The 17,614-nt window shown below is 70.6% G+C and carries 16 protein-coding genes; 9 read left to right on the top strand and 7 right to left on the bottom strand.

The annotated features are described in order from the left end of the window. The first annotated feature begins 179 nt into the window (after window positions 1-179). From QIS99_RS02785 to QIS99_RS02800, 4 genes are all read left to right on the top strand, one after another. Entirely contained in the window at window positions 180-995 is an 816-nt protein-coding gene (locus tag QIS99_RS02785; protein WP_282510713.1) for an ABC transporter substrate-binding protein, read from the top strand. Further along, on the top strand, window positions 995-1,783 hold the full coding sequence (locus tag QIS99_RS02790) for an amino acid ABC transporter permease (RefSeq protein ID WP_282510028.1): 789 nt from the start codon (window positions 995-997) through the stop codon (window positions 1,781-1,783). The genes QIS99_RS02785 and QIS99_RS02790 overlap by 1 nt, the downstream gene beginning before the upstream one ends. 8 nt (window positions 1,784-1,791) lie before the next feature. Next, a complete protein-coding gene (locus tag QIS99_RS02795; RefSeq protein WP_282510030.1) occupies window positions 1,792-2,610 on the top strand; it encodes an amino acid ABC transporter ATP-binding protein in 819 nt (272 codons plus the stop codon). Between the two features lie 109 nt (window positions 2,611-2,719). Continuing rightward, window positions 2,720-3,019 (top strand): dsRBD fold-containing protein, encoded by a 300-nt coding sequence (locus tag QIS99_RS02800; protein ID WP_282510032.1) that lies wholly within the window; start codon window positions 2,720-2,722, stop codon window positions 3,017-3,019. 16 nt (window positions 3,020-3,035) lie between these two features. Here QIS99_RS02800 and QIS99_RS02805 read toward each other — a convergent pair whose 3' ends face one another. Further along, the gene (locus QIS99_RS02805) at window positions 3,036-3,878 is read right to left on the bottom strand and encodes a helix-turn-helix transcriptional regulator (protein WP_282510034.1); all 843 of its coding nucleotides are present in this window, start codon (window positions 3,876-3,878) and stop codon (window positions 3,036-3,038) included. Between the two features lie 164 nt (window positions 3,879-4,042). Between QIS99_RS02805 and QIS99_RS02810 the strand changes: the two genes are divergently transcribed. Next, window positions 4,043-5,584, top strand: a complete 1,542-nt coding sequence (locus QIS99_RS02810) for an AMP-binding protein (RefSeq protein WP_282510036.1) — start codon at window positions 4,043-4,045, stop codon at window positions 5,582-5,584. 47 nt (window positions 5,585-5,631) lie between these two features. On the opposite strand, the gene QIS99_RS02815 is transcribed toward QIS99_RS02810, so the two are convergent. Continuing rightward, a complete protein-coding gene (locus QIS99_RS02815) occupies window positions 5,632-6,870 on the bottom strand; it encodes a Tm-1-like ATP-binding domain-containing protein (protein WP_282510715.1) in 1,239 nt (412 codons plus the stop codon). Between the two features lie 378 nt (window positions 6,871-7,248). On the opposite strand from QIS99_RS02815, the gene QIS99_RS02820 reads away from it, so the two are divergent. Continuing rightward, window positions 7,249-8,892: an AMP-binding protein gene (locus QIS99_RS02820; protein ID WP_282510039.1), complete on the top strand. Its 1,644-nt coding sequence runs from the start codon at window positions 7,249-7,251 to the stop codon at window positions 8,890-8,892. A gap of 67 nt (window positions 8,893-8,959) precedes the next feature. On the opposite strand, the gene QIS99_RS02825 is transcribed toward QIS99_RS02820, so the two are convergent. Next, on the bottom strand, window positions 8,960-9,694 hold the full coding sequence (locus QIS99_RS02825; RefSeq protein WP_282510040.1) for a hypothetical protein: 735 nt from the start codon (window positions 9,692-9,694) through the stop codon (window positions 8,960-8,962). A gap of 344 nt (window positions 9,695-10,038) precedes the next feature. On the opposite strand from QIS99_RS02825, the gene gcl reads away from it, so the two are divergent. Continuing rightward, entirely contained in the window at window positions 10,039-11,826 is a 1,788-nt protein-coding gene (gcl, locus tag QIS99_RS02830) for a glyoxylate carboligase (protein ID WP_282510042.1), read from the top strand. Between the two features lie 120 nt (window positions 11,827-11,946). On the opposite strand, the gene QIS99_RS02835 is transcribed toward gcl, so the two are convergent. The 4 genes from QIS99_RS02835 to QIS99_RS02850 form a co-directional block, all read right to left on the bottom strand. Further along, window positions 11,947-12,570: a hypothetical protein gene (locus QIS99_RS02835; RefSeq protein ID WP_282510044.1), complete on the bottom strand. Its 624-nt coding sequence runs from the start codon at window positions 12,568-12,570 to the stop codon at window positions 11,947-11,949. Window positions 12,571-13,062: 492 nt separating this feature from the next. Further along, window positions 13,063-14,520 (bottom strand): catalase, encoded by a 1,458-nt coding sequence (locus QIS99_RS02840; RefSeq protein WP_282510046.1) that lies wholly within the window; start codon window positions 14,518-14,520, stop codon window positions 13,063-13,065. A gap of 366 nt (window positions 14,521-14,886) precedes the next feature. Then, complete coding sequence (locus tag QIS99_RS02845; protein ID WP_282510048.1) at window positions 14,887-15,777, bottom strand: 2-hydroxy-3-oxopropionate reductase; 891 nt, start codon at window positions 15,775-15,777, stop codon at window positions 14,887-14,889. A 91-nt stretch (window positions 15,778-15,868) separates the two neighbouring features. Beyond that, window positions 15,869-16,708 (bottom strand): TIM barrel protein, encoded by an 840-nt coding sequence (locus QIS99_RS02850; protein WP_282510050.1) that lies wholly within the window; start codon window positions 16,706-16,708, stop codon window positions 15,869-15,871. A 145-nt stretch (window positions 16,709-16,853) separates the two neighbouring features. Between QIS99_RS02850 and QIS99_RS02855 the strand changes: the two genes are divergently transcribed. Both QIS99_RS02855 and QIS99_RS02860 read left to right on the top strand, forming a co-directional pair. Next, on the top strand, window positions 16,854-17,105 hold the full coding sequence (locus tag QIS99_RS02855) for a hypothetical protein (protein ID WP_282510052.1): 252 nt from the start codon (window positions 16,854-16,856) through the stop codon (window positions 17,103-17,105). Next, window positions 17,102-17,479 (top strand): helix-turn-helix domain-containing protein, encoded by a 378-nt coding sequence (locus QIS99_RS02860; RefSeq protein ID WP_282510054.1) that lies wholly within the window; start codon window positions 17,102-17,104, stop codon window positions 17,477-17,479. Before QIS99_RS02855 ends, QIS99_RS02860 begins: the two co-directional genes overlap by 4 nt. The last annotated feature ends 135 nt before the right edge of the window (window positions 17,480-17,614 follow it).

The raw sequence follows: 17,614 nt of genomic DNA on the forward strand, positions 1-17,614 counted from the left end.
AGCCACGCGATCACCCCTGTCGCCGACCCCACCCGCGTCTTAGGATGCAGCAACTCGCCCGCTCCACGCGGCGGCGCGGGTCAGTTCGCGTACCACGACATACCTCGCAACACGCACACCGCACCCCCGCACCACCTGCTCGGTTGTCCGGCTGTTGCCGCCTTGGAGGCCCCGTGTCCGTGTCCGTTCGTACCGCCCTGCCCGTGACCGCCGCGGCCGCCGCCGTCGCCCTGCTGCTTACGGGCTGTACCAGCACCAAGTCGGAGGGCGGTGCCGCGGGCGACAAGGGCGGTGGCGTGCGGCTCGTGACCGAGGGGGTCCTGAAGACCTGCACGCATCTGCCGTACCCGCCGTTCCAGTCCAAGAAGGACGGGGAGGTCGTCGGCTTCGACGTGGACCTCATCGATCTCGTGGCCGCGGAACTCGACGTGAAGCAGGAGATAGTCAACACGCCCTTCGAGGGCATCGAGACCGGCCAGGACTTCAACACCAACAAGTGCGACCTGGCCGCCGCCGGCATGACCATCACGCCCGAGCGCGACAAGGTCATGGACTTCTCCGTCCCGTACTTCGACGCCACCCAGGCCCTGATCACCCGAAAGGGCAAGAAATACAAGACATTTGAGGATCTGAAGGGGAAGAAGTTCGGGTATCAGAAGGCGACCACCGGCGGTGAGTACGCGAAGAAGAACGCGCCGAAGAGCGTGGAACTCGTCGAGTTCGAGGACGTCGGACTGCTGCTCGCCGCCGTGAAGTCCGGGCAGGTCGCCGCGGGCATCAACGACAACGGCGTCCTCTACGACTACGTGAAGCAGAACCCCGACACCCAGGTCACCGCCGAGTTCGACACCGGCGAGCAGTACGGCATCGGCTTCCGCACCGGCAACGACGCGCTGCGCAAGAAGGTCGACGGGATCATCGAGGCGGCCAAGAAGGACGGGCGCTACGACGAGATCTACAAAAAGTGGTTCGGCACGGCCCCCAAGAGCAAGTGATGGCGCCCCTCACCCGCAGCCAGCGGGCCCGCGCCTTCCGGGGCGCGCAGTACGCGCTGCTCGGCGCCGCGCTCGCCGTGGTCGTGCTGCTCGCCGACTGGGAGCGGCTGCGGCAGGCGTTCTTCGACGTCGAGGTGGCGAAGGCGCAGTTCCCCGACATCCTGACGACCGCCCTGGTCAACACGGTCCTCTACACGCTGCTCGGCTTCGGTTTCGGGCTCGTGCTCGGGCTTGCGCTCGCGCTGATGCGGCTGTCGTCGGTGCCGCCGTACCGCTGGCTCGCCGTCACCTACATCGAGTTCTTCCGGGGCGTGCCCGCGCTGCTCGTGTTCATCGCGCTGGGCTTCGGCGTGCCGCTCGCCTTCGAGGTGGCGCTCGACAAGTACGCGACGGTGATGCTCGCGCTCGGGCTCGTGGGTGCCGCGTACATGGCGGAGACCATCCGGGCCGGGATCCGGGCCGTGCCCAAGGGACAGATGGAGGCGGCCCGTTCGCTGGGCATGTCGCACGGGCGGGCCATGGTGTCCGTGATCATCCCGCAGGCGTTCCGGATCGTCCTTCCGCCGCTGACGAACGAGCTGATCCTGCTGACGAAGGACTCCTCGCTCGTGTACCTCCTCGGGCTCTCGCTCGGCCAGTACGAACTGGCCAACTTCGGCCGCGACGCCCTCAACGAGCACAAGAGCCTCACCCCGATCCTGATCGCCGGCCTGCTCTATCTCATGATCACGCTGCCGCTCGGGCATCTGGTGCGGCGCCTGGAATCCCGTACGGCGAAGGCGAGTTGAGCATCCCCATGAGTACCGGTACACAGATTGAAGTGCGGGGACTGCACAAGGCGTTCGGGGACCTGGAGGTGCTGCGCGGGATCGACGTCACCGTCGCGCGCGGCGAGGTCGTCTGCGTCATCGGGCCGTCCGGCTCCGGCAAGTCCACGCTGCTGCGGTGCGTCAACCTCCTGGAGGAGCCGACGTCGGGGACGGTCACCGTCGCCGGTACGGAGGTCACGGATCCGGATGTGGACATCGACCGGGTGCGGCGCCGGATCGGCATGGTCTTCCAGTCCTTCAACCTGTTCCCGCACCTCACCGTCCTGGCCAACCTGACCCTCGCCCAGCGGCGCGTGCTGCGGCGGGACCGGCGTGAGGCGGCCGAGGTGGCGCGCGCCAACCTGGAGCGGGTTGGGCTCGCGGAGAAGGCGGAGGCGTACCCGGCGCAGCTGTCCGGCGGGCAGCAGCAGCGGGTCGCGATCGCGCGGGCGCTGTCGATGGACCCGGACCTGATGCTCTTCGACGAGCCGACGTCCGCGCTCGACCCGGAGCTGGTCGGGGACGTGCTCGCGGTGATGCGGTCGCTCGCGCAGGAGGGCATGACGATGCTGGTCGTCACGCACGAGATGAGCTTCGCGCGGGAGGTCGCGGACCGGGTGGTGTTCATGGACGGCGGCGTGATCGTGGAGGAGGGGCCCGCGCAGCGGGTGGTGGGGGACCCGCAGCACGAGCGGACCCGTACGTTCCTGGCCCGCGTCCTCGACCCGGCGGCGGCGCCGGAGCCGGTGCTGGGGCCGACGCCGACGCCGGTGCCGGGGGATGTGGGCAAGCAGGGTCAGAGATGAGCAATATGGACCAGAGGTGGGCAAGCAGGGCCAGAAGGTGCAAGCTGGATGTACGGCGGGCGGCCCCGGGGAGAGCCGGGCTGTCCGGCATACAGGGCTGGAGGACACCATGTCTCACACCACCGACTGGCAGGCCCGCGTCCACCTGGTCGAGGAGGACCGCACGACCAAGGTCAGCGTCGACCTGGACACGGGAAGCACCCACATCACCGGGCACGGCGTCGCGCACCGCAACCCGTCGGACCGGGACGTACCCGAGATAGGCGACGAACTCGCGACCGCCCGCGCGCTGGAGAACCTGGCCGACCAGCTCAAGCAGACGGCCCATCACGGCATGGCGGCGGCGGGAAACGTCAGACGAGAGGAGACTTCCGCGCCCTACGGCGGGTGGCCGGACGCCAGAGCCTAGTTCCTGCGGCGGTCTCCTACGGCAGAATCCCGGCCCTGCGCGCCGCCACCACCGCTTCGAGGCGGGTGTGCGCGCCCAGTTTCCGCATCGCCGAGCGGAGGTAGCCCTTGACCGTCTCCGGGCGCAGGCCGAGCCGGTCCGCGGCCGCCGCGTTCGTCGCGCCCGACGCCACGCAGGACAGGACGTCCACCTCGCGCGGCGCGAGCCGTACCGCGCAGTCCCGCACCGCGTACTCCCGGGGCGGGCTGCTCGCGGTCGCCAACCGGCCCACCACGCCGAGGAGTTCGGCCCGCAGCAGGGGGTCGGCGATCCGCGGGGCCAGGGCGCGCAGCGCCGCGTGGGCCTCGCGGACCTGCTCCCAGGCGCCGGCGTCCGCCGCGGGCGCCCGCATCTCGGCGAGCAGCGCCCGCGCCTCGTCCCGTACGACCAGGGCCTGCTCCACGTCGCGGGCGGCGGCGACGGCCGCGTTCAGGGTGCGGTCGCCCAGCGGCTGGGCGGTGCGCAGCGCCCCGTACAGGACACCCCGCACCCGGCGCCGCACCACCACCGGCACCGCGAGCATCGAGCGCAGGCCCTCGGCGTTGACCGGGACGTCGTACTCGTGGCTGATGTGCCGCGACGTGCTGTAGTCCGTGACGGCGCAGGCGCGGGCCAGGGCGTGCGCCTTGCCGCCGAGGCCGCTGCCCGGGGCGACCGCGAGGCCCCGCAGCGAGGCGGTGGCGGCGCCGCTCAGCTCGCCGATGCGCAGCCCGCGCCCGTCCTCGACCAGGCCGCCGAAGGCGACCGTCAGGCCCGTGGCGCGGCGCAGCCGCACGAGGGCCGCCCTTACCTCCGCGGCTGCTCCGGCGTCCGCCGTCACGCGTACTCCCTCCGTCGCCCCGGGCCGGTTCGCCCGCACCCCCCGTCCGGGGGTGGCGGGATCCGGTCACCGCTTCCACGATGTTAATGAGCGGTCCGGTGCGGGGGAGGCGCTTGGCGGCAATCCCCCCGCAGTGTGGGACCACGGGACGACAGGAGACAGGCATGCGGACACCGATGACCGTCGCGGACTTCCTCGACCGGGCCGAGCTGGGGTTCGCCTCCAGCCCCGGCGTGATCGACGAACCCGCCCAACCGGCCCTTCCCGTACCGGAGTTGACGTACGGCGGGCTCGGTGAGCGGGTGCGGGCCTGGCAGGCCGGGTTCGACGCGCTCGGTGTCGGCGAGGGCGAGCGCGTGGCCGTCGTCAGCCACAATTCCACCCGCCTCCTTGAGCTGCTGTTCGCGGTGCCGATGAGCGGCCGGATCTGCGTGCCGGTCAACTTCCGCCTCAAGCCGGAGGAGATCGAGTACGTGGTGCGGCAGAGCGGCGCCTCCGTGCTGCTCGTCGACCCGGAGCTGGACGAGGCGCTCGCCGGGGTCAAGGCCCGGCACCGCTTCGTGCTCGGCGAGCAGACCGACACGGAGCTGATGCGCTTCGGCGTCGAGCCCCGCCCCTGGTCCCGGCCGGACGAGGACGCCACCGCGACGATCAACTACACCTCCGGTACGACCGCCCGCCCCAAGGGCGTCCAGCTCACCCACCGCAACATCTGGGTCAACGGCCTCACCTTCGGCCTGCACACCCGCTCCTGGGAGCAGGACGTCTACCTGCACACCCTGCCGATGTTCCACTGCAACGGCTGGGGCATGCCGTACGTGATGGCCGGGCTCGGCGTGAAGCAGGTGGTCCTGCGCAAGGTGGACGGCGCGGAGATCCTGCGCCGCGTCGAGGAGCACGGCGTCACGCTGATGTGCGGGGCGCCCGCCGTGTGGAACATGGTCCTGGACGCGGCCGCGAGCTGGCGGGGCGAGATCCCGGGCCGGGACAAGGTGCGCATCGTGTGCGCGGGCGCGCCGCCGCCGACCAAGGTGATCCAGCGCGTCGGCGACGAGCTGGGCTGGGAGTTCACCCAGATCTACGGCCTCACGGAGACGTCCCCGGTGCTCACCTTCAACCGGGCCCGCCCCGAGGACGCCGCCCTGCCCGCCGAGGAGCGCGCCCGCAAGCTGTCGCGGGCCGGACTGCCCGCGCTGGGCGTCAAGTTGAAGGTCTCGGACGGGGGCGAGGTCCTTGCCCGCTCCAACGTCGTACTCGACGGGTACTGGGAGAAGCCCGAGGAGACCGAGGCGGCCCTGGAGGGCGGCTGGTTCCACACCGGCGACGGCGGCACCCTCGACGCGGCGGACGGCCACCTCACCATCTCCGACCGCAAGAAGGACGTGATCATCACCGGCGGCGAGAACGTCTCGTCGATCGAGGTCGAGGACGCGGTGTTCAGCCACCCCGCAGTCGCCGAGGTCGCCGTGATCGGCGTCCCGCACGAGAAGTGGGGCGAGACCATCAAGGCCCTGGTGGTCCTCGCCGAGGGCGCGACCGCCGACGAGGCCGCCATCATCGCCCACTGCAAGGCGCGCATGGCGGGCTACAAGGCCCCGACGAGCGTCGAGTTCCGCGCCGAGATCCCCCGTACGGCCACCGGCAAGATCCAGAAGTTCAAGCTGCGGGAGCCGTACTGGGAGGGGCTGGGGCGGGAGGTCAACTGAACCTTTCCTGACGGGTTGGGGGCAGGGTTGGGGGCAGTCACCCCCTGTCACCCCGCCATCACCGCATGCAGCGCCTCCGCCGCCCCCCGCCCGAACTCCGCATCGTTGAGATGCCTATCGACCTCCACCACCTCCACCCCACTGCCCCGCAGCCCCTCCCGCAACGCCCCGAACAGCACCTGATCCAGCTCCGGTTCGTAGTACGGACCACCGGGCCCACCCAGCGTGGACAACCCCCGCAGCGGCAGCAACAGCGTCGTCGGCCCGACCGCCGCACGCAGCTTCGCCGCGACCAGAGCGCCCAGCTCGGCGCACTCCTGTGCGGTGGTGCGGACCACGCTGATGGACGGGTTGTGCACCCGCGGCCGCCGCGCCCGGAACCGCTCCGGGACCCGTTCCATCGGCCCGAACTTGATCATGTCGAGCGCGCCCGGCGCCACCACCTGCGGCACCCCCGCCCGCCCCGCACCGCTCAACCGGTCCGGCCCCGCCGTGAGGATCCCCCCGAGCGCCTCGTCAGCGATCTCGCACAGCGTCAGGTCGAGCACCCCGGCCAACAGGCCCCGCCCCGCCAACTCCTCAAGCGACCGCCCGCCGGTGCCCGAGGCGTGGAACACCAGGACCTCGTAGCCGAGTTCGGTGAGCCGGGCGCGGGCCGCGTCCACACCGGGCGTCGTCACCCCCGCCATGGACGCCGCGACCAGCGGCCGGTCGCCCGCCGCGAACTCCACGGACCGCTCGGCGCGGGCGGCCGCCGCGTACCCCTGCGCCATCCCGGCGGCCGCGTCGGCGGCGTTGGCGAGGACGGGCCGCGACACCCGGTTCACGCCCGCGATGTCGACGATGCTGTACAGCATGGCGATGTCCGAGCCGCCCACATACGGCGACACGTCCCCGGCGGCCATCGACGACACCATCAACTTCGGTACGCCCAACGGCAGTTCACGCATCGCCCGGGTCGCGATCGACGTACCGCCGCTGCCGCCCACCGCGAGCACCGCGTGCAGCCGCCCCGCCGCGTGCAGCCCGGTCACGACCCGGGCGGCGCCCCGCGCCATCACGGTCACGGCCGCGCCCCGGTCCCCGTCCCGGGCGAGCCGCGCGACCTCGCTCCCGGCGGCCCGGGCCACCTCGTCCCGCGTGATGTCGGGCAGCACGCGGGGCGTGCCGACGATCCCGGTGTCCACGAGCAGCGTCCCGACCCCCCGCTCCCGTAGCCGGTCCCGCACCCATCCGTACTCCTCGCCCTTGGTGTCCAACGTTCCGACCAGCACAACCATGGGTATCGGCATGAAGATCAGTGTTCGCCGACGAGGACACGCACGGCAAGACCACGAACAAGATCCAGGGCCTGTCCGGCGGATCTTCGCGGAACAGGCCGCGGCGTCATGGGGGTCCCCCCTGTTCGAGCGGAGCCGAGAGCTTGGGGGAGCGTGCTCTGGGGGTCCCCCCGGCCGAAGGCTGGGGGAGTGCGCCCGGATCGCCCTCGTACTGGACGTACTTGGGTGATTCGGGCGTGCGGCGAGTGGGGGTACCCCCGGCCGGAGGCTGGGGGAGCGTGCCTGGGGGCACCCACAGCGGTAGCTGGGGGAGCGTCGTGGGCCCGCGAAGATCCGCCGGACAGGCCCTAGCCGCACCCCCGGCCCCCGGGGCATGCTGACGCCATGCTGCAGAGCGAACCCCTGTCGAGCGAACCCCCGTCGAGCGAACCCCTCTCGTACGCACATGGCCTCGGTGACACCCCGCTGACCGGGGACACCATCGGACGCAACCTCGACCGGGCGATCGCCCGGCACCCGGACCGCGATGCGCTCGTCGACGTGCCGTCCGGCCGGCGCTGGACGTACGCCGAGTTCGGCGCCGCCGTCGAGGAGGTCGCGCTCGGACTTCTCGGCCGGGGCGTGGCCAAGGGTGACCGGGTCGGCATCTGGGCCGTCAACTGCCCGGAGTGGGTGCTGGTCCAGTACGCCACCGCCCGCATCGGCGCGATCATGGTCAATATCAACCCGGCCTACCGCGCCCACGAGCTGGAGTACGTCCTCGGCCAGGCCGGGATCGGCGTCCTCGTCGCCTCCCTCGGCCACAAGACCAGCGACTACCGCGCCCTGGTCGAGGAGGTGCGGCCGCGCTGCCCGGGCCTGCGCGGCACGTACTACATCGGCGACGAAGCCAGCTGGGCGGAACTCCTCGCCCGCCCGGCCGACCGGGCCCGACTCGCCGCCCGTGAGGCCGAGTTGAGCTGCGACGACCCGGTCAACATCCAGTACACCTCGGGCACCACCGGCTTCCCGAAGGGCGCCACGCTCTCGCACCACAACATCCTCAACAACGGCCACCGCGTGGGGCAGTTGATCGGTTACAGCGAGCAGGACCGGATCTGTCTGCCGGTGCCCTTCTACCATTGCTTCGGCATGGTCATGGGCAACCTCGCGGCGACCGCGCACGGCGCCTGCATCGTCATCCCCGCCCCGTCCTTCGAGCCCGCGGCGACACTGCACGCGGTCCAGCAGGAGCGCTGCACCTCCCTGTACGGCGTGCCGACGATGTTCATCGCCGAGCTGAGCCTGCCCGACTTCGCCTCGTACGACCTGACCTCGCTGCGCACCGGCATCATGGCGGGCTCGCCCTGCCCCGTGGAGGTCATGAAGCGGGTCGTCGCCGAGATGCACATGGAGCAGGTGTCGATCTGCTACGGCATGACGGAGACGTCCCCGGTGTCGCTGCAGACCCGCATGTCGGACGACCTGGAGCGGCGCACCGGCACGGTCGGCAGCGTCCACCCGCACCTGGAGGTGAAGGTCGTCGACCCGGCCACGGGGGTCACGGTGCCGCGCGGTGAGCCGGGCGAGCTGTGCACCCGCGGCTACAGCGTGATGCTCGGCTACTGGGACGAGCCGGAGAAGACCTCCGAGGCCATCGACGCCGGCCGCTGGATGCACACCGGGGACCAGGCGGTGATGCGCGAGGACGGGTACGTGCAGATCGTCGGCCGGATCAAGGACATGATCATCCGGGGCGGCGAGAACATCTACCCGCGCGAGATCGAGGAGTTCCTGTACGGGCACCCGCTGATCTCCGACGTCCAGGTGGTCGGCGTACCGCACGAGAAGTACGGCGAGGAGGTCCTGGCCTGCGTCATCCTGCGCTCGCCGGAGGACGGCCTGACCCTGGACGAGCTGCGCGCCTACTGCCACGACCGCCTCGCCCACTACAAGATCCCGACCCGCCTGCAGATCGTGGAGTCCTTCCCGATGACGGTGTCGGGGAAGGTGCGGAAGGTGGAGCTGCGGGAGAGGTTCGGGGGCTGAGGGCGGGCTCCGACAGGGGTGCGGGGGGAATCGGGGGGAATCCAGCCCCCGATCGCCGCCCAGCCCCCTACTCCCCGCCCCCCGTGGTCACCAGCTCGTCCGCAGGGCTGTTCACCGGCTGCGGTGTTCCCGTGAGGTCGAGCACGAACAGCGGGACCGCGAGCGTGTCCGCGCGGAAGCGGGCCCCGTCCGCGTACCCGGCGAGCGAGAAGTGCACCGGCACCGCCGACTCGGCGAGCGCCGACAGCCACAGGGTCTCCACGTCCCGCACCGCCGTCCGCCGCGTGGACGGCTCGACCCGGGCGACCAGGCCCGGCGCGTACAGGCCGACCGTCGCGCCGTCGCGCGGCTCGACGTGCCGTACGTCCCGGTAGCCCAGCCACTTCAGGTACAGCGCGGCCGCAGTCACCGCGTCCCGGGCGGTCCGGATCGTCACCGGGTGGAACGCGGGCCGCGGCGCGGGCGCGGTGGGCGGCAGCGGTATGTGCAGGGGCGGCGCGGCGGGCCCGGCGACGCCTGCCCCGTCGCCGGGGCCCGCGGCGACCGAGCGCACGATGATGCGCAGGATCGTTCCGCAGGGGCAGCCCAGCTCCGGGTGCGGCCACTGGTCCTGGCGCCCGCAGGCCTGGCAGCGCACGCTCACCCAGTCCTCCGACCAGGTGCGGTGCGTGATGGGTACGGGGGTCGCGCCGCGCGCGAGGGGCGGGCGCACGGGCGCCCCGCAGGCGCAGGGGAACGCGGGCGCCGCGTACACGTGCTCCCGCCGGCAGGCCGGGCAGCGCACCGGCACACTCTCAGCCATCGACGCCGCCCTTCCGGCGGTCGCCGGTGGTGCCCTTCCGGCTCTCGGCACTGCCCCTCCGGTCGCCGGTGCCGCCCCTCAGGCCCGCAGCGCCGCCGCTCGCCATGGTCGCCCCCTTCGCTGTGACGCCCCGTATTGCCATGCCGCGCCCCCATCGTCCACCAAGGACGCGCTTCTGGGGAGGGAGTTGGCCAGGTTGGCGGGGGTGGCCTCTTGACGACCCGAACAACCTGCTTCTACATTGCTTCCGTATAGCAGAACAATACTTCCGCATAGTGAAAACCACCGGAAACGGCCAGGTGGTGCCGGTGGAAGTGCCCGACAGGTCGACGCAGGAGTACTCGATGCCTCGAATGACAGCCGCCGCGGCGGCAGTGGAGATCCTCAAGCGCGAGGGCGTTACGAACGCGTTCGGTGTGCCGGGCGCTGCGATCAACCCCTTCTACAAGGCCCTCAAGACGGTCGGCGGCGTGGACCACACGCTGGCCCGCCACGTCGAGGGCGCCACGCACATGGCCGAGGGCTACACCCGTACCAACCCCGGCAACATCGGTGTCGCGATCGGCACCTCCGGCCCCGCCGGCACCGACATGATCACGGGTCTCTACTCCGCGATCGGCGACTCCATCCCGATCCTCTGCATCACCGGCCAGGCCCCGAGCCACCTCCTGGCCAAGGAGGACTTCCAGGCCGTCGACATCGCGTCGATCGCCAAGCCCGTCGCCAAGATGGCCGTCACGGTCCTGGAGGCCGCGCAGGTCCCCGGCGTCTTCCAGCAGGCCTTCCACCTGATGCGCTCCGGCCGCCCCGGCCCGGTCCTCATCGACCTGCCCATCGACGTCCAGACGACCGAGATCGACTTCGACCCGGAGACGTACGAACCGCTGCCGGTCTACAAGCCGGCCGCGACCCGCGCCCAGATCGAGAAGGCGATCCAGTTCCTGCTCGCCTCCGAGCGCCCGCTGATCGTCGCGGGCGGCGGCATCATCAACGCCGACGCGAGCGACCTGCTTGTCGAGTTCGCCGAGATCACCAACACCCCGGTCATCCCGACCCTGATGGGCTGGGGCACCATCGCCGACGACCACGAGCTGAACGCGGGCATGGTCGGCCTGCAGACCGCTCACCGCTACGGCAACGCCACGTTCCTGGAGTCGGACTTCGTCCTCGGCATCGGCAACCGCTGGGCCAACCGCCACACCGGCTACAAGCTGGACACGTACCGCGAGGGCCGCAAGTTCGTCCACGTCGACATCGAGCCCACCCAGCTCGGCAAGATCTTCCCGCCGGACTACGGCATCACCTCCGACGCGAAGGCCGCCCTGGAGCTGTTCGTCGAGGTCGCCAAGGAGCTGAAGGCCGCGGGCAAGCTGCCGGACCGCTCCGCCTGGGTCGCCTCGCACCTGGAGCGCAAGGCCACGCTGCAGCGCCGTACGCACTTCGACGACATCCCGATGAAGCCGCAGCGCGTCTACGAGGAGATGAACAAGGCGTTCGGGCCCGAGACGCGCTACGTGACGACCATCGGTCTGTCGCAGATCGCGGGCGCCCAGATGCTGCACGTCTACAAGCCGCGCCACTGGATCAACTGCGGCCAGGCCGGCCCGCTCGGCTGGACCATCCCGGCCGCGCTCGGCGTCGCCAAGGCCGACCCGGAGACCCCGGTCGTCGCGCTCTCCGGCGACTACGACTTCCAGTTCATGATCGAGGAGCTGGCGGTCGGCGCGCAGCACCGCATCCCGTACGTCCACGTCCTGGTGAACAACGCCTACCTCGGCCTGATCCGGCAGGCCCAGATCGGCCTGGACATCAACTTCCAGGTCAACCTGGAGTTCGAGAACCAGAACAGCCCCGAGCTGGGCGTGTACGGCGTCGACCACGTCAAGGTCGCCGAGGGCCTCGGCTGCAAGGCGATCCGCGTCACCGACCCGGACGAGCTGGGCGACGCCCTGGAGCAGGCCAAGAAGCTCGCCGCGGAGCACCGTGTCCCGGTCGTCGTCGAGGCGATCCTGGAGCGCATCACCAACATCGCGATGAGCAAGACGGCCGACATCAGCGACGTCACGGAGTTCGAAGAGGTCGCGACGGAGGCCTGGCACGCGCCGACGGCCATCAAGACCCTGAAGAGCTGACGCTCACGCGTTCCCGAACGCAGCAAGGGCGGTCCACCCGGAGGGGGGTGGACCGCCCTTGTGCTGTGTACGGGTTTGTCGTACGGGCTCACAGCGGTACGGGTTCAGAACGGGACGGGTTCAGAACGGTACGGGCGCCTTCGGTTCGAGCACGCCGGGAACCTGCCGGGCGAACTCCTCGTGGTCGGCCACGTGCAGCGTCACCCAGGAGCCGTCGGTGAAGCCCCACTCGTGGTGCTTGCCGTCCTTGTGCCGCCGGATCCACGCGAGGCGCTCACGCGGGAACGCGGGCCCCGCGAGGACGCCCTCGGCGAGCTCGAAGGCGCTGGACTGGTGACTGGGGGCGTAGTACACCCGCAGCCCCTCCGGGGTGAGCGCCAGGAAGCTCCACACGTACCACCAGCGGGACACGGGCTGCACGGCCGCCAGGAGCTGCCCCGCGGTGCTCTCCCAGCCGCCGAAGAAGGCCTTGCCCTTCTGCCGGAACTCCGCCCGCCGGGCCGGATCGGCGCCGAACTCCTGGGGGCCGCTGGGGTTCCCCTTCTCGCTCCAGAAGATCTGCATGCCGGCCGCCCACATCTTCCGGAGCGCACCGCCCGTCATCCGCTGCTCGCTGAACACCTCGGGCCTGAGCCCCTTGGGAGCCACCGGCTCCTTCTCCTTCATCAGCCCGAACCGGTCGATGTGAAACGGCCCGACGAGCCCGGGGACGTCGCCGTACCGGTCGGTGATGCGCTGTCTCATGAGGGTGGAATGCAAGACACAACCAATCGTGATCGCTCGCTACGTGGCCACCGTAACGCGCGAAAGAGCGCCGAGTCGCGGGACCGTACCGCAACTCGGCGCTCTGGCCGGGGAGTTGGAGGGGAAGTGTGCTTGCCGTCCGACGGCGCAAGGCTGGCGCGACAGGACGTTCGCGCCGCCGGACGGAGTCCGAAGCAGCCTCGGGGAGGAGGCTGGAGGCGCAGCCTCGGGGAGGAGCTGGAGGAGCAGCCTCGGGGAGGCTGAAGTCGCTGGGGACCGCGGCGGATGCGATGGAGCCCGGTCTCCCTTCCCTCAGGTCGAGAAGGGCCCGTGGCACCTTTACCACCGCACTGGCTCGCATGCCGCCGCGGTCCTTAGGCCCGCCGAAGCGGACGCCCCGCCAGGACCACCCCTCATCCGGGTCCGTGGCCAGGGCCTGGCCGTCAGGGATCTGACCTCCCGTCACATCCCTGACGGAGCCTGCGATTCGCCTCAGTCCTCGCGCAGGGCGCGGACCGCGTCCTCGACGCGCTTGCCGTAGTCGGTGTCGGCGGCGTGGAAGTGGGCGAGGTTCTTCTCGACGACGTCGTCGCGGGTGACCTGCGAGAGGCCGCCGGCGATGTTCGCGACGAGGCGCTTCTTCTCGTCCTCGGACATCAGGCGGTACAGCTCGCCCGCCTGGAAGAAGTCGTCGTCCTTGGTGTGCGCCGGGGCCTCGTGGGTGCCGGTGTGGCCGGACACGGCCAGCGGGGCGGCCAGCGGCCGACCGGTCTCGGCGGGGCCGTCGTACGAGTTGGGCTCGTAGTTCTTGGCGCCGCGGGCCTGCGCGTTGGTGGCCATCAGGCCGTCGCGGCCGTAGTTGTCGGCCTCGGTCGCCTTCGGGGCGTTGACCGGCAGCTGGGTGTGGTTGACGCCCAGGCGGTAGCGGTGCGCGTCCGCGTAGGCGAAGAGGCGGCCCTGCAGCATCTTGTCGGGGGAGGGGCCGATGCCCGGAACGAAGTTGTTCGGGGAGAACGCGGCCTGCTCGACCTCGGCGAAGACGTTGTCGGGGTTGCGGTCCAGGACCAGGCGGCCGACGCGCTGCAGCGGGTAGTCCTTGTGCGGCCACACCTTGGTGAGGTCGAACGGGTTGAAGCGGTAGTCCGCGGCCTCGGCGGCCGGCATGACCTGCACGTACAGGGTCCAGGACGGGTTGACGCCGCGCTCGATGGCCTGGAGGAGGTCCGTCTGGTGCGAGTTGGCGTCCTGGCCGGCCAGCTCGGCGCCCTGCTCGGCGGAGAGGGAGCGGATGCCCTGGTTCGTCTTGAAGTGGTACTTGACGAAGAAGGCCTCACCCTGGGCGTTGGTCCACTGGTAGGTGTGGGAGCCGTAGCCGTTCATGTGGCGGTACGAGGCCGGGATGCCGCGGTCGCCCATGAGCCAGGTGATCTGGTGCGTGGCCTCGGGGGCGTGGGCCCAGAAGTCCCAGACGTTGTCCGCCTCCTGCTTGCCCGTGAAGGGGTCGCGCTTCTGGGAGTGGATGAAGTCGGGGAACTTGATCGGGTCCTTGATGAAGAAGACGGGCGTGTTGTTGCCTACGAGGTCGTAGTTGCCCTCCTCCGTGTAGAACTTCAGGGCGAAGCCGCGCGGGTCACGGACGGCGTCCGCGCCGCCGAGGCTGTCGGCCACGGTCGAGAAGCGCAGGAACGTCTCGGTCTTCTTGCCGACCTCGGAGAGGAAGTCGGCGGAGGTGAAGCCGGTGACGTCGTCGGTCACCTCGAAGTAGCCGTACGCGCCCGAGCCGCGGGCGTGCACCACGCGCTCCGGGATGCGCTCGCGGTTGAAGCGGGCGAGCTTCTCCAGGAGGTGCTGGTCCTGCAGGAGGATGGGGCCGCCGACGCCGGCGGTGGCGGAGTTCTGGTTGTCGGCGACCGGGGCGCCGGACTCGGTGGTAAGCACGCGCTGCGGCATGTTGTCGGGTGACCTTCCGTGCGGGAGCTGCTGGGCGGAGAGAATCCGCTGAGCGGAGAGAGTCCGCCGAGCGGAGAGATTCCGCGGATGCCGCGGAAAGACTTTTCCGCTGTGTGGTGGAGCGTAGGTTCGCCTCAAACTGAACGTCAACAGTTTGTTGAAAAAAGGCGAACAGCCGGTTCCCGGCGGCGTCGTGGCATGCCTGACCGGGCCCTGGCGCGAGGTGGCCGGGGCCCGGGGCAGCAGACCTGAGCGGGTCAGGCCGTACGGGATATGTCCGGGCGGCGCCCGCGCCTGGGCGCGACAGGACAGGTGTCAGCGCGGGCGCCGCCCGGGGTTCTGGGGGACCGGCGAGGTCCCGGAGGGTCAGACCTGCTGGCCCGAAAGGCGCTCGACGGAGCGGAGTAGCGCGGAGTGGTCCAGGCCGCCGTCGCCCTGGGCGCGCAGCGAGGCGACCAGCTGGGCCACCACGCCGCCGACCGGCAGCGAGGCGCCGACGTTGCGGGCGGCGTCGGTGACGATGCCCATGTCCTTGTGGTGCAGGTCGATCCGGAAGCCCGGCTTGAAGTCCCGGTTCAGGAAGTTGTCCTTCTTGCGGGTCAGGACCGTGGAGCCGGCCAGGCCGCCGTTGAGGACGTCGAGCGCGGCCTTCAGGTCCACGCCGGACTTCTCCAGGAAGACCACGGCCTCGGCGCACGCCTGGATGTTGACGGCGACGATCAGCTGGTTGGCGGCCTTCACCGTCTGGCCGGAGCCGTGCGGGCCGCAGAGCACGATGGTCTTGCCGAGGGCGTCGAGGATCGGCTTGGCGGTGTCAAAGTCGGCCTGCTCGCCGCCGACCATGATGGACAGGACGGCCTCGATGGCGCCGGCCTCGCCACCGGAGACGGGCGCGTCGATGACGCGGATGCCCTTGTCCTTGGCGTTCTTGGCCAGGTCGACGGAGGTCTGCGGGGTGATCGACGACATGTCGATGATCAGCGCGCCCGACTTCGCGTTCTCCAGGATGCCGTCAGGGCCGTACGAGATGGCCTCGACCTGCGGCGACGCGGGCACCATCGTGACGACGACGTCGGCGTCCTTGACGGCCTCGGCGATCGACTTGGCCGCGGTGCCACCGGCGGCGGCGAGGCGGTCCAGCTTGTCCTGCTCCAGGGTGAAGCCGGTGACGTCGTAACCGGCCTTGATCAGGTTCTCGGACATGGGGGAGCCCATGATGCCGAGGCCGATCCATGCGATCTTGGGAAGGTTGGACATGAGGGTGCCTCTTTCAAAACGCTTGATACGGGGGTGAGTTGCCGCCCGCCGCACAGTCGGGCGGCAACTGGCTCGTGAGAGGGAGGGAGGCTCAGCGAGCGGCGCGGGCCTCGGCCGGCAGCCAGTCGAAGGCCTCGGCGCTCGGCTTGTCGCCGGGCTTGTACTCCAGGCCGACGTAGCCCTCGTAACCGGCCTGCTTCAGCTGGTCCAGGAGGGACTCCAGGGGCAGGTCACCGGTGCCCGGAGCACCGCGGCCCGGGTTGTCGGCGATCTGCACGTGGCCGGTCTTCTCGGTGTACTTCGCGATGATCTCGTCGAGGTCCTCGCCGTTCATGGACAGGTGGTACAGGTCCATGAGGAACTTGGCGTTGCCGAGGCCGGTGGCGGCGTTGACCGCGTCCACGATCTCGATCGCCTTGGGGGCGCTCACGATCGGGCACTTCGGCGACTCCGGCGCGTTCAGCGCCTCGACCAGGAGGATCGCGCCGACGCGGTCCGCCTCGGCGGCGGCCAGCTTCAGGTTCTCCAGGGCGAGCTCGTCCTGGGCGGCCGGGTCCACGCCGTCGACGCGGTTGCCGTACAGGGCGTTGAGCGCCTTGCAGCCGAGCGACTGCGCGAAGTCCGCGGCCACCTTGAGGTTGGCGCGGAACTTGTCCGACTCCTCGCCGGGGACGGACAGCGCGCCGCGGTCCGGTCCCGGAAGCTGGCCGGCGTAGAAGTTCAGGCCCGTGAGCTGCACACCGGCGTCCTCGATCGCCTTCTTCAGGGCGTCGAGCTCGGCCTGCTCGGGCGTCGGGGAGTCGACCCAGGGCCACCACAGCTCGACCGCGGTGAAGCCCGCCGCGGCGGCGGCCGCGGGGCGCTCCAGAAGCGGGAGCTCGGTGAAGAGGATCGACAGGTTCACATTGAAGCGCTGGTCCGGGTAGCCCATGAGGGGTCGGCGCTCCTTCCGTATTGCGGAAGTTACTTTCTACTTGATGGAAAGATTGCCTGCAGGTGGGGAGGGCTGTCAAGACCGGCGGTGCACGGAACGGGGGGACTGCCGGAAATCGCCCCGCGCCCGCTAGGTTGACGGGGTGCGATTGAGAGTGGAGTTCACGACCGAGCCCTTCGACCTCGACGAAGCCCCCGCCCACGCGGTGGTGGCCCGGGACGTCATCCAGGCGGCCGAGCTCGACGCCGTCGACGTCGGCCCCTTCGGCAACACCGCGGAGGGCGGCGCCGACGAGGTCCTGACCGCGGTGGACGCGCTGCTGCGCAAGTCCCTGGCGGCCGGCGCCACCCGCGTCTCGCTCCAGGTCAACGTGGTCGGGGAGGACGAGCGGTGACCGAGCCCCGAGACCACCCGTTCGTCACCGCGGTCAAGCCGCTGGTCGACGCCATGGGCGGCGAACTGCTCAGACCCGACGAGGCCGCCGGTGACGACGTCGTCCTGGCCTGGGAGGGCGAGGACCTCCTGGCCGTCCGGCTGCCCCAGCTCGCCGACTCCCTCGACCACATCCTGGCCGCCCTGGAGCGCCGTTACGGACAGCCCCTCGCCGAGCTCGACCGCAAGGCGAAGCAGGAGGTCGTACGGATACTGGAGGGGCGCGGCGCCTTCTCCGTACGGCATGGCGTGGAGACCGTCGCGGGCGCGCTCGGGGTCTCCCGGTTCACCGTCTACAACTACCTGAACAGGGAGAATGCCGCGAAGACGGACTGACGACCGTTACGCCCTGTAGAGCAGCCGTCGCCCGGAGGATCGGGCGGCGGCTTCTTTGTTCAAGTTATTTCAACAAAGTGTTGACGCGGTGTTGTTGAGGGTCTTAGCTGTTCCGCAGCCCGTCCAGCACAGCCA

It is taken from the genome of Streptomyces solicavernae (assembly GCF_029968095.1).
GTDB classification, from domain to species: domain Bacteria; phylum Actinomycetota; class Actinomycetes; order Streptomycetales; family Streptomycetaceae; genus Streptomyces; species Streptomyces solicavernae.